Below are 12,842 nucleotides of genomic sequence, written 5' to 3'. Positions count from 1 at the left end.
AAAATGGAAAATGAACTTAACCAAATAGCGCCTTGGTTAGCAGTTGATTTAGACGATCCTCAAGCAGCAAAGCAAATTAGTCGTCAGATCCAGCGAGTCTTGAAAGTTAAATCAATAGGCCTACCCAAAATTTTTGTGGTCGGTTTACCAAACGTGGGCAAGTCCCGTTTAATTAACACCCTAGTGGGCCGAGCGAGCGCGCCAGTGGCACGTTTAGCAGGTAAGACGCGCGGACGTCAAGTGCTCAAAACTAAGTGGGCTTGAATATTTGATAACCCCGGCGTTTTGTGGCCTGAAACTTCCGACTACTTAACAGCAACCAAACTAGCAGTCTTGGGTTTAGTTGGCACCAAAGCCGTTGACCAAAAAAGTGCTTTTTTCAATGCTTACCAGTTAATTTCAAAACTTTACCCCGACAAAATCAAATCTTTGGATTTAACTCCGGCTCAAACAGAAAACGAGGTTAATCAGAATTTAATTCAGTACGCCAAAAACCGGGGTTTTTACCAAAAGAAGGTCAAGTTGACTTAAGTCGAACTTACCAAAGCTTTTTCAAATGGATTCAAAACTTAACTGGTTTAATGCTAGATTAAGATAAAATGACTGACGTGGATTTAAAAAAATTCATCCGAACTTTCCCAGATTTTCCGGAACCGGGAATTGATTTCCGTGACATTTCGCCGCTTTTAGCCAACGGTCCAGCGCTTCATTACACGGTGCACAAGTTAGCCGATTTTGCCCGCGAAGCTGACGTAATTGTTGGTCCTGACGCGCGCGGTTTCATTTTTGCCACGCCAGTATCTGCGATCTTAAAAAAACCTTTTGTAATGGTTCGTAAAGCTGGCAAACTTCCCGGCCCAGTTTTTTCGCAAAACTTACCAACTTGAGTACAACAAAACCACGTTAGAAATTCAGCGCGATGCGATTAGACCGGGACAAAAGGTGGTCATCATTGACGATCTGCTTGCTACGGGCGGAACAACAAGGGCAATCGTTGATTTGATTGAAAAACACGGTGCGAAGGTAATTGGCGTTCTTTTTGTGGTTGAGTTAGTCCACCTAAAAGGTCGTCAAAAGTACCACGGAATTAGTACTCATTCGTTAATCCAGTACTAGTCCTTAACTGTCAATTTGATTCCGTTCATGCTATAATTGCTTGGATTATTAATTGGTTGGTGTTTAAATCAACATTACCACAGGTAATGACTGTTAATTTTTAGGCGGTGTCATGACTTACAAAGGATGATTAAGACTAGGGGCCGGGTTTTTTGCCACAACCGCGCTCCTAGGTGCCGCCGGACTCGGCATCGCTTACGGTTTGCCCGACCAGTCGGTGGTAAAAAACAACTTGCGGACTGTGATTAACAGCGTCAATGCCAACTCTTGGTACCGCTTTGACAAATCATTCTCCTACGGGTCGATTAGTTCTAACGACCTCCATTCTCCGCTGGTAGCTGGTCAACTTGTTCGCAGTTCTTCGCGAGGAGAGAACGCCCGAGTGGTCGATCTTTCGCAACCAGTTGACGAAGATTTTAATTTAAATCTCAAACCTTCTGAGCACCGTTTTAGCCAGTTTTTGAAGCTGGAACTAGCTTCCAAAGTTGTGGTTCGCCAAACTAACACCAACTTGGTGTTTGATAGTGACGTTGACGATGCGCAGTTAAAAAACTCAATCAACTCCGATTTTTTTCGCCAGGCACTCGAAAGTCCTAATACTTTGGCGCTTGATTTTGTTGTTCGTACCAACGTTCCGTGGGTCAATCACCTTGGTCAGGCAGCGACTAGCCCGACGGGCGAAATTTACTACCTCCAAGCTCTTGACTGACTTTACGGAGTTTACCGAACTGGTTTAACTAACAACAACTGACGTCACGCTCCGGTTGACATTAGTAACCCCTTTGGCGGCTACGGGGTTTTGCCGCCGGGTCAAGACCAGCAAAAGTGAAGCCAGCGTTGGAGCGAGCAGTCGCGGCAAGCTTCTGTCATCGGTCGCTTTCGTCCTTTGGCTTCAGTCACAGGCGGCTTTTCAAACAATTATCTTTACGATATTTTTGGCGTGAAAAATCTAATTGAACTAGTTACCCCTTTGCCTGGGCGAAGAAACGCGGCTTTGATAGGCGATTTTGAAGGACAACCGACAGTTTCCATTCAAGCTAAAAATTCAACTGTGAAACCCAATTTTGGGCAGTTCTTTAAAAAGTTTTTAGACGCTCAAGAATTTATTCCGGCCCCTTCGGGTTACATCCAAGACTACGCCAGCAAAGTTAATTATGTAAGTGGTAACGGCGCATCGCTTGTCGTGCCAGATAAACAAGACCCGGCGATTGTCAGTTCTGAGATTAACGTTCGCAAATACGGCGTTTTTACTTACGGAACCGATTGGAATAACACTCTTTACATTGGACCTTACTATGTCAAAAAAAATAACCAGTTTCAAGTGGAGTACGATCTCAACCCGCACTACTGGGACAAACGCTTTGTCAAAAGCGATCAAACGGTCAAAAACATCATTTTTGATTACTCACCCCAGAGCGATAACAAAATTTTTGCTCAATCAATGTTTGAACAGTACCGTCACGGGCGTGTTTTCAGTCTAGAACTTAATGATCTTGCTTCCAACAAGATTTTTGACATTAAAAAAGAACCGGAAAAATTTGGTCTTCGCTACGTTGATTCACAAATTGACAACCGTTTTGTGGGTGACATGTTTCCGATCGCTTTACCTTTTCCTGAATTAAGCAATTACCACTTTAACGACAACTTTGCTCAACTTTGGTTTGGCACGTCTCTTTCTAACATTGACCAGGGAAAAATGCAACTAGGTGATTATTTAAAACCGACCGCCGTTGCTTTTCGAAGTCAAATCATGGCAGCTATTAACTGGTACACTCAAAACCGGACCATGTCCAAACTTGACCAAACTGAGCCGTGGTATCCGCCTTTACCGCCAGATGCACCTATTAACGCTCAAAACTCTGACTCTGAAAAACCGCGAACTTTTTACGACTACCGCGGTGAACTTAACCGGTTAACTTACTACGAACTAGGTTCTGACAACTTTTCGTTAGAGAAAAATACCGTGAGCATGGAGCAAAACAAGCAAGTTTACCAGCAAACATCTTCGCTGCAAGAGAGTCTCAAGTCGGCGGTTTTTGAAAAAATTCAGCCCGCGATTCAACGCACAATTCAGGCGGTATTGGACCGGATCAATCAAAGTCAATTGAGTGAACTTTTACCAACCGCTTTCCCCAAGTAGATGCGAGCGGCACTCAAATGCTTGAACAATTCGTGGACGTTTTAAAAATGCTAAATCCGCAGTTAAAACCTAAGTTAGAGATATACAATAACGTTGATATTTTGCGCAACTATTTGCTGGGACAAGGAACGTGGTACTCTTTCCACGGCTGGTCACCCGACTACGCCGGAGCTGGAACTTGGCTGACGGGTCTATCCCGGGAGCGTTTTGGAATCCAAGGCTTGGCCCTAGCTAGTCTTAAATCAAACCTGGCCGAAAGCACGCCAACGCTCGTTGACTACGGCAAACGCTTGTCGGACCGGATAACTTCTACCATTAGTCAGCAGTTTGAAAATCGACCTGAATTAATTAACGTCTTCAAGAGTCCAAACCAAGCGAACAACTTTACTAACGCTAAGGAAACTAGTTTGAGCTCCCACAGTTTAATTGGTGATTCGCTTTTAGACGTCCAGGCTTACCAAAAGTTGCCTGCGAGCGATCGTCTTTTGGTTGACCAAGCACGTCAGAAGTTTCAAAATCTGATCGCCAAACTTGACTTTGAAATTCAACAAGAAGTTGAAGAACAGTATTTTGTCAGCATTTTCAGCGAGTACATGAGTTTAGTTGGTAACTACTTTGGAACCCAAGCGATTGGGTTGCCTAACAAACAAAAACCGATTGCCAAAGTTTGACAACCTTGACTAATTGGTACCGGTCTTAAAAATGGGGTTGTCTATCTCCAAGATTACGAGGTTAACTAATGCTCAAGTTTTTTTTAAAACGTCTTTTGTTAGCCGCCTTTGCTCTTCTGGCGATCACTGTTATCGTTTACTTTTTGATGAGTTTAACTAACTCGTCGCCAATCGATCCGCTCGCTTATGATTCAACCGCTGATTACGAAGCGGCGCTTGCGAGTGCCGGATTGGATAAACCGGTTGGGACGCGTTTTTTTGATTTACGTTCGCGATATTTTTACTGGGCGCGGGTTTGGCAAAATTTACAAAGACGTTGGAGTTGAATCGATTCCAGTTTTATTTTTCGGGCCGCTCCGTTACACGCTTTGGATAACCGTCCCGGCGTTTTTGCTGGCGATATTTTTTGGCTTTTTGCTCGGGGCTTTGGCTGGCTATAAACGCGGAACTTGAGTTGATGCGTTAATTAACGTTTTCGTGATTTTCTTCTCAGGCGTCCCGGCGTTTATTTTGGCCGCGCTTGCGCTGGCGCTAGGTGGCGCTCTCAATTGACCGACTGCTTTTGTCAAGCCTGAAAACGGCGGCTATAAGCAAATGATTATCTCTTTGATGATTCCAATCGCGGTCATGAGTCTTTCATCGCTGGCCATTTACACCTACTACACCCGCAACGAAATCGTTTCGGTGCTTAACTCAAACCAAGTCATGATCGCTCGTTCAAAGGGACTGGATGAGTGGCAAGTGTTTAAAAAGCACGTGGCGCGTAACGTGGCGATTCCGCTTGTGTCAATTATCGTGCCTTCGTTTTCCGCTCTGTTAGCCGGTTCAATCGTGATCGAAACTTTTTTTCAAATTCCCGGCAGTTCCCAAATCATTGTCAACGCGGTTAAAGACGCCGAATATAACGTGGTCATGTTTAACACACTTTTCTTTGTATCGCTCGGTCTGCTGCTCGGCATTATTACCGACATGGTTTACTTGTGGCTTGATCCGCGCATCAAATACGCGTCAGCCACCGATCTGCGAATAATTCGTTATTTAAGAGCTCGTCGCCAACGTAAATCCAACCAAAAAATTGGTGTTTCGCGTGCTTACGAAACGCTGGAAGGAGATAAATAATGGCTCGTCAGCAAAAAGATCCTAATCTCCGGTTTGACTTTAGCACTTGTGATTTTGATCCTAAACAACTTAAACTTGCTCCTCCGAGTCAAATTAGTCAAACTTTGGCCGAGGTGCCCGGTCAACCGACCACTAACGTCAAGCAAGTTTTAAAACGGTTTTTCTTTAACCCCTACGCGACGATCGCTTTAATCGTTTTAACTGCAATTGTGCTCATGGCTCTGATCGTGCCTTTTACCTCGCAATATTCCGAAATGGGAGCGATTTCAAACGGTAAGTCAGGGTTAATCTCATTTCTGCCGCCCAACTGACTAAACGGCGGTCAAAACATCAAAACCATCACTGGCAGCGACGATTCCTTTTTGCAAGATTTAATTAACGAAGGAATTATTGACGCTAACGACTTACAAAGGTACATCCACGTCGGACCCTCTGGAGAGATGTACGTTAGTTATAACCCTTGGAGCTATCTAAACAACTTAGATGGCACCAATCACAACTTAATTCTTGGCTCAGATGCGGTTGGCCGAGACATTTGAACAAGACTTTGAATCGGCACCCGTCAGTCTTTGCTACTTGGTTTAATGGTCGCTTTAGTGGAAGCTACAATTGGAATCGTGGTCGGAGCTTACATTGGCTTTCACGCTGGGAGTCGAGTTGACAACTTTTTGATGCGAATTATTGAAGTAATTAGTTCGGTGCCAGCCATCATTTGGTTCATCGTTTTAATGTTTATTTTCCCGCCGAGTTTTTGAACTATGTTTTTAGCTCTTGTGGTCGTGGGGTGAACTGCGCCCGTGGCTCGAACGCGCGTTTTCATCATCAAAGTCAAAGACTCTGAATACATTAAAGCGGCCGAATCAATCGGAGTTAGTCAAGGCGGACTCATTTTTTACCACGCTCTACCTAACATTTTGGGTAAACTGCTAGTCGGGGTAGTTTTAAGAATTCCGGCCGTTATTTTTACCGAGGCCGCCCTAGCATTTTTAGGTCTTGCACCGTCAATCCAGCGCGCCACGCTTGGCAATTTAATTAACGACGCCAAAGGTTACATTGAGCACTGGTGGTATTTACTCGCTCCGACGATGGTAATTTTGACGATTACCATCTCTATGCAGTTAGTTGCTAACGGACTCCATGACGCTTTTGACCCGCGGACTACGAGGTAAGCATGGAAAAAATTAACTTGAAAAACCCAAACCGTCCAGTTAATCAAAACGTCTCCACTTTGTCGGAAACAAGTATTTTCTTACCTGTCGATCAAAACACGCTGCTAGAGGTACGTAATTTACGAGTGTTTTTTAAATCTAAGCGCAAAGTGATTAACGTGGTGCGCGGAGTGGACTTAAAAATCCAGCGCGGTGAAATCGTTGGTATTGTCGGTGAATCTGGTTCGGGTAAATCAGTCATGACTAAGGCGCTGCTTAACATTAACCCCGGCACAATTACCGTCGCTGATTCGGCTCGTTTACACCTTGAAGACGGCTTTTTTGTAGACCTTGACAAACTAAAAGATTTCACTAGTGTCCGAGGTTCAAAAATCGGCTACATTCCGCAAGACCCGATGTCTTCGCTCAACCCGACGCGCAAAATTTGAAAACAAATCCAAGACGTTTTACTTTTGTTCCGGAAAGACCTTAAAACCAAAACAGAACGAATTAATTACATGGTTGAACTGCTCACCAAGTTTGGAATGCGTAACGCCCGGGAGAGAATTTTTCAGTATCCCCACGTTCTTTCGGGCGGCATGAAACAGCGGGTGGTCATCGCGATGGTGGTTGCTTGTCGTCCAAGTCTAATTATCGCCGACGAACCAACCACAGCTCTTGACACCACTGTTCAAGCTTCGGTGTTAGAACTTCTAGAAATGATTCGCCGCGAGTACAACATTTCCATCATTTTCATTTCCCATAACATCGCTGTTGTGGCTAAATTTGTTAGTTACATTTACGTTGTCTACTGCGGTAAAATCGTGGAAAGAGGCACCAAAGAAGAGATTTTGACCGATCCTCGTCACCCTTACACGTGAGCGCTTCTATCGGCCTTGCCCGACCAGTCAGAAGATAAATTAGATTCGATTCCTGGTCGGCCACCTTCGCTTGAACACTTGCCCGCCGGAGACCCCTTTGCCGCGCGCAATCCTTACGCGCTTGAAGTGGATTTTCGGGTTGAGCCACCGCTCATTCCGATTAGCAAAACCCACGCCGCGGCATCTTGACTACTCCACCCTAAGGCTCCTAAAGTCACTTTGCCACCCCGGGTGAAAAAGATTATGCTCCAGTTTAAACGGGTTTTTAGTCGGCAAAAAAAATCAGGAGGTTCGCATGGCTCGTAAAAAGAGCGCGAAAATAACCGCACCAATTTTAAAAGTTAACGGTCTGACGAAAACTTTTAAAACCCGTAGCCGGTTTCACCGAGCTTTGGACAGCGTTTCTTTTGAACTTTACAGCGGTAAAGTGCTGGGCATTATTGGCGAATCTGGTTCGGGAAAAACCACAATTGGTCGGGCTTTAATTAGAATTTTGCCGAGTTTTTCTGGGTCAATTCAACTTGATGGACAAATTGTTTCGGGTCGTAAAGTTTCCCGAGCGACCAAACGTTTTTTGCGTCGCAACATGCAAATGATTTTTCAAAATCCCCACTCTTCGCTCAACCCGACACGCAACATTTTCTCGATTTTGAAAGAACCGCTGGTAGTTAACAACACAATTAACGATTCGATTAACGATATTTTGATCGACTATAACAAAGTTAGTTGCTATTTCAAGTGGACTTTTTTGCTCAAAAAAATACCAATGTGCGCTTGAGTTTAACCAAAACACGACTTTTCTGTTTGAAAAACAAATGGATCAAATCGTGAGTCACCTTGAGCGTTTACAAATTGACAAATTTGCTACCGCCGAAGAAGCGCTAGGCGAGTTACTAGTCCACTACTACGGTCAAAAACACAGTCTTTACCAAAACATCACGAATCAACTCGAAAACTTGAAAGATCACCTAATTGATTTTTATTACGAACACCAAAAAAAGTTTCGGCAAAACAAACTTAACCCCGAAGAAACCAACTTGAATTTGGCGCGTCAACAGTACGAAAGAGCCCGCATTCAAGTTTCGCGCTCAAGCGAAGCGATCAAAATTGACCACGAAATTGCCGAGTTAAAACTTAGGCTTAGTCAAAAACATAGCGACTCCCGCAAGCGCTTAACTATCAATCAGCAAATCATCGCTTCTTTGACCGAAGAAATCCGGTTGGCTAAAGCTAACTTCAAACAGAAAAAACGACTAGCTCAAACGGTTCAAGAGGCAAACCTTTACCTTGTTAACTACTGAACTAACGTAGTCTTCTTGCGTTTCTTCCGAACCCGTTTTGCGTCCAACTTAGTTTATTTAACCCAAGAGCGTCTTTACGAATTAAAAAACAACTTACAAAAACAAACCGGGCAAGTTTTCCAAAACTACAGCGCACTGATTTACACTAGCGATCCAATTAGCGCCAAAGTTTTGCAATTTATCGTTGATGACCTAGTTAGCGCGTCTTTGAAAGTTTTCAAAGAATTTTACGATTTAGCCGCCAGTCGCCGAAAATCTGCTCAGCAAGAAGTAAAAACTACCAAAGATAAAATTAGTCAGTTAAAAAGCGATCTCAAAGGCACTCCCTTCCCGCCCGCTATCACACGCGAAGAGTACGAACAGGAAAAGTTCCGTTACAAACAAGCTTGGTGAACATACCAAAATTGGGTGGAAGGTCAACTGAAAAAACTGCAGCTAGAACTGCGCGACCTTAAAAGACAAGTCCAAAACTCCTTAGCCGCGCGCAAAAAAGTTTTTCTCAGCCAAAGTCGTAAAGCCCACCAAATTTTTATCGCCAAGTGAAAACAAATTTTAAAAATGGGTCGGCAAGACATTAGTCAATACAAAAAAACCGTTAGCGAACTTAAGCGCAACCCTGGTTGAGATTTTAAAAACCAAGGTCTAAGCAAAAACGTAGTCAAAAAAATTGATTACCAACTGAAACACCGCTTTGACAGAAAAGCGATTAAAGTGGAACTGCTTTCGCTCAAACAAAAAGTTAAAAGTTTTAAAACTCAAATCAAAGAAAAGCACAGTTTGACTAAACTGCTTAAACTGGATTTTACTCGTCAGCAACGTGACATCAAAATTGTGTTTGAACTTTTTGAAAAAACTGGTCAGTCCCAACTAAGTTTTGATTTACCAGATTTACTTTACAAAACTAAGGTTTACCAAGCGCTCCGCGAAGTTGGACTTTCGCGCGAACACGCTTACCGCTACCCGTTTGAATTTTCAGGCGGTCAACTTCAAAGAATCGCGATTGCTAGAGCGCTCATCACACGACCAAAAGTGATCATCGCCGACGAGCCAATCGCTTCGCTTGACATTTCAATCCAAGCTCAAATCGTCAATTTACTGCGTGATTTAGCGACCAAAAATAACATTGCGATTATTTTCATTGCCCATGACTTATCAATGGTGGAACACATCGCCGATGATCTTTTAATTATTCACCTGGGTAAAGTTGTTGAAAGCGGAGCTTCTTCAACAGTTTTTGCCCATCCAATTCACCCCTACACTAAAAATCTTTTCCAAGCCATTCCGACGATTGAAAACGCGAACACGCCTTTCAAAGAAGGTAACTTTGGTTTGCAATACTTAGACGAATACTCTTTAGTCAATTCCCCTCACTATTGGCAAGTTGACCAAAACCACCTCGTCTTAGCGAGCGAAAAGCAAATTAAAAAGTGGAACCGCGGGGCTAAAAGATCGCCGACTAAAGTAATCAGCACTCAGCAAAAAGCGCCTGAACATTCTCAATCCACCACGATTGTGTTACCGATTGAATTTAAAAAACAAATCGCCCAAATCGAAAAAGCCCGCCGGTTTGCCGTTGAAGTTGAAACGAAAAAAACGTCAAAAAAATCGACTCAATCTAAGTCCCGGACTCAAGCTTTTTACAACTTCTGAACTCGTCGGATCAAAGTCGGTAATTTAGAACAAAAACTTTACCAAGTGCCGGCTTTTAAAAGCGAGGAAAGCGTCAGCGCTAAACGAGCGCGGAAAAATGGCTAAGTTAAAACTAAGCGGACTGACTTACTCGCTTATCGGTTGACTTTTTTGGTTGATGATTTTTTTAATCGCTTTTCTAGTTAGAAAAAGTCCCCACCGCCTATTAGATGCCCTAGTTATCGCCAGTGCGGTTTTGAGCGCGCTTTGCCTTTTAGTGTTAGTTTGAAGGTGGGGTTTTTTAGAAAGATCAAGTCTTTGACTTTGAAATTATTACCAGCGAAAGTTAACCGACCGCCAAAATCGGTCTAAGTACGTGGCCAAAAATTTGACCCAGTACCGGGAAAAACTCGCTCAAATTAACTACTGACCAATTTTGCTTAACCTAGGCGTTTACCTTCTAATCTTAGTCATTGCTATCGTAATCGGTCTTTAAAGCTAGTCCGTTAATTTAGGTAGAATTAAGTTAACTCAAACAGATTAGAAAGTGAGCAAATCATGGCTAACCAAATCCAAGTTTTTAGCGAAATCGGTCGACTTCGCAAAGTTTTAGTTCACCGGCCGGGCAAAGAAGTTGAAAGGCTTTACCCCGAAGTTTTCGGTCCGCTTTTGTTTGATGATGTGATGGACCTTAACATCGCTCAAGCCGAGCATGACGATTTTACTAAGAAGCTGCGTCAAGAAGGCGTGGAAGTTTTTTATATTGAAAAACTCGTGGCCGAAGTGCTTGACAAAGACGCAAGTTTACGCGAAGTGTTAGTGAGTCAGTTTTTGCAGCAAGCCGAAATTAGTGACCCCAGTCTCATTGAAGCAATTAGTCAGTTTTGACTAAAAAACAAATCAAACTTGGAGCTGGTCAAAGCGATGATAGCCGGCGTGAAAAAAACTGAAATTCAGGCCGATTTTGCCGCGAGTTTAGCAGCACAGTTTTTAAAAAATGATCCTTATCCGTTTTACGTTGACCCGATTCCCAACTTGCTTTTTCAACGCGATACTTTAGCTTGCGTTTACCAGGCGGTCAACATTAACAAGATGTGAGCCAAAACCCGGCGGCGCGAAGCAATTTTTTACTACTACCTCAGGGAATACCACCCGGATTGACGCGACATTCCGCTGCTTTTTGACTCTAAAACTGACGAGGGTCACATTGAGGGAGGCGATATTTTAGTGATTAGTCCCGAAACTCTTTTAGTTGGGGTTAGTCAACGCACAAACGGCGCTGGACTGGAAAGTTTTGCCCGCAAAGTTTTTGGTCGATTTGAAAAAACCCAGCAAATTATTGGCATTACCATTCCTAAAGAGCGCGCTTCAATGCACCTTGACACTGTTTTAACGCAAATGGATCACGACAAGTTTTCCATTGATGCCGACATGGCCCAGTTGGAATACCAAATTTACGAACTAACGCCCGCCAAGGCCGGTCTAATCAAAATCAAAATCGCCAACATGAAAATTAAAAGTTTGTTGGAGAAATATCTCAAACGCCCAATCAAATTTGTTATCGTCGGCGGCGGTGATCCGATCCGCGCTAAACGCGAGCAATGGAACGACGGAGCTAATTGTTTGACGATCCGGCCAGGCGTAGTGATGACTTACGCGCGCAACTGAGTCACTAACGCCGAGATGGAAAAAGTTGGCGTGAAAGTGATCCGAGTTGGATCAAGCGAGCTTTCCCGTGGTCGCGGCGGACCGCGCTGCATGTCTATGCCACTTTGGCGTGACTTAATCGAGCGACCTAAGCAAAAAGCGGCGAAAAAGGAAGGTAAAAATGGCTAATTTGAGAGGTAAAAGTTTCCTAAAAATTATTGATTTAAGCGACCAAGAATTCAAGTACTTATTGGAACTTTCTCACACCGTTAAAAAACAAAAAAAGAGCGGGGTTTTTAACCCGGTGTTAAGAGGTAAAAACATCGTCTTGCTTTTTCAAAAAGACTCCACGCGAACTCGCTGCGCCTTTGAAGTTGCCGCCCACGATTTAGGTATGGGCGTGACTTACCTTGGGCCATCGGGTTCCCAGTTTGGTAAAAAAGAGTCCACAGCTGACACGGCGCGCGTGCTTGGCAGAATGTTTGACGGCATTCAGTTTCGAGGTTATGCTCAAGCCGACGTAGAAACTTTGGCAGCTTATTCAGGCGTGCCGGTTTGAAACGGTTTGACCGACGAGTGACACCCACCCAAATGGTCGCCGATTTTATGACTATCCAAGAACTAAAGGGTCAAGATCTACGCGGTTTGAAAATCGTTTTTGTTGGCGATGCGCGCAATAACGTCGCTAACTCCTTAATGGTTAGCGCCGTCAAACTCGGCATGCATTTTACCGCTCTAGCACCTAAAAAACTTTTTCCTGAACCGGGGCTAGTTAAAAAATGTCAAGCAATCGCGCAAAAAACTGCTGGCTCAGTCACTTTAACAGACAACCTTAAAACCGGCCCAGCCGATGCCGACGTAATTTACACCGATGTATGAGTGTCAATGGGTGAGTCAGACTGGGACAGTCGTCTCAAACTTCTGCACGATTACCAAGTTGACATGGCGATGCTTAAACGAGCTAAAAAGGACGTGATCTTTCTCCACTGTTTGCCGGCTTTTCACAACGACCAAACCGAAGTTAGTCAGCAAATGGGTAAAAAGTACGGCAGTAAGTACCGCGGGTTAAAAACGGCGCATTCGAAGTCAGCGATGAAGTTTTTAACTCGTCTTACTCGCACGTGTTTGAGCAAGCCGAAAACCGTCTTCACTCAATTAAGGCGATTATGTTAGCCACGATCGGAGCCTAG

General features: G+C 43.9%; 11 protein-coding genes and 2 pseudogenes. All 13 read left to right on the top strand.

The window, feature by feature from the left end:
- The first annotated feature begins 3 nt into the window (after positions 1-3).
- Positions 4-531 carry a GTPase gene (locus CSH31_RS00235; protein WP_128008389.1) on the top strand — a complete coding sequence of 176 codons (528 nt, stop codon included), beginning with the start codon at positions 4-6 and terminating at the stop codon, positions 529-531.
- 77 nt (positions 532-608) lie between these two features.
- Positions 609-1,116 (top strand): annotated as a pseudogene (locus tag CSH31_RS00230) (adenine phosphoribosyltransferase).
- Positions 1,117-1,228: 112 nt separating this feature from the next.
- On the top strand, positions 1,229-3,256 hold the full coding sequence (locus CSH31_RS00225) for an OppA family ABC transporter substrate-binding lipoprotein (RefSeq protein WP_128008388.1): 2,028 nt from the start codon (positions 1,229-1,231) through the stop codon (positions 3,254-3,256).
- A gap of 17 nt (positions 3,257-3,273) precedes the next feature.
- Positions 3,274-3,996 (top strand): hypothetical protein, encoded by a 723-nt coding sequence (locus CSH31_RS00220; protein ID WP_128008387.1) that lies wholly within the window; start codon positions 3,274-3,276, stop codon positions 3,994-3,996.
- Positions 3,996-4,367: a hypothetical protein gene (locus CSH31_RS04245; RefSeq protein ID WP_161565591.1), complete on the top strand. Its 372-nt coding sequence runs from the start codon at positions 3,996-3,998 to the stop codon at positions 4,365-4,367. Before CSH31_RS00220 ends, CSH31_RS04245 begins: the two co-directional genes overlap by 1 nt.
- Positions 4,318-5,046 carry an ABC transporter permease gene (locus CSH31_RS00215; protein WP_161565590.1) on the top strand — a complete coding sequence of 243 codons (729 nt, stop codon included), beginning with the start codon at positions 4,318-4,320 and terminating at the stop codon, positions 5,044-5,046. Before CSH31_RS04245 ends, CSH31_RS00215 begins: the two co-directional genes overlap by 50 nt.
- Positions 5,046-6,215 (top strand): ABC transporter permease, encoded by a 1,170-nt coding sequence (locus tag CSH31_RS00210; RefSeq protein ID WP_128008385.1) that lies wholly within the window; start codon positions 5,046-5,048, stop codon positions 6,213-6,215. Before CSH31_RS00215 ends, CSH31_RS00210 begins: the two co-directional genes overlap by 1 nt.
- 2 nt (positions 6,216-6,217) lie before the next feature.
- Positions 6,218-7,381, top strand: coding sequence for an ABC transporter ATP-binding protein (locus CSH31_RS00205; protein ID WP_128008384.1), 1,164 nt, complete (start codon positions 6,218-6,220; stop codon positions 7,379-7,381).
- A complete protein-coding gene (locus tag CSH31_RS00200) occupies positions 7,371-7,859 on the top strand; it encodes an ATP-binding cassette domain-containing protein (protein ID WP_128008383.1) in 489 nt (162 codons plus the stop codon). Before CSH31_RS00205 ends, CSH31_RS00200 begins: the two co-directional genes overlap by 11 nt.
- A 43-nt stretch (positions 7,860-7,902) precedes the next feature.
- Positions 7,903-10,131: an ATP-binding cassette domain-containing protein gene (locus CSH31_RS00195; protein ID WP_161565589.1), complete on the top strand. Its 2,229-nt coding sequence runs from the start codon at positions 7,903-7,905 to the stop codon at positions 10,129-10,131.
- Positions 10,124-10,501: a hypothetical protein gene (locus CSH31_RS00190; RefSeq protein ID WP_127942525.1), complete on the top strand. Its 378-nt coding sequence runs from the start codon at positions 10,124-10,126 to the stop codon at positions 10,499-10,501. The genes CSH31_RS00195 and CSH31_RS00190 overlap by 8 nt, the downstream gene beginning before the upstream one ends.
- Positions 10,502-10,563: 62 nt before the next feature.
- A complete protein-coding gene (locus CSH31_RS00185) occupies positions 10,564-11,841 on the top strand; it encodes an arginine deiminase (protein ID WP_127942524.1) in 1,278 nt (425 codons plus the stop codon).
- Positions 11,834-12,842: pseudogene (gene argF, locus CSH31_RS00180) on the top strand (ornithine carbamoyltransferase). Before CSH31_RS00185 ends, argF begins: the two are co-directional and overlap by 8 nt.

The sequence above is a fragment of the Mycoplasma sp. ATU-Cv-508 genome, assembly GCF_004011945.1.
GTDB lineage: Bacteria > Bacillota_I > Bacilli_A > Mycoplasmatales > Metamycoplasmataceae > RYZV01.
The sequence above is the reverse complement of the archived record's forward strand: the minus strand, read 5'-3'. Positions and strand labels throughout refer to the sequence as shown.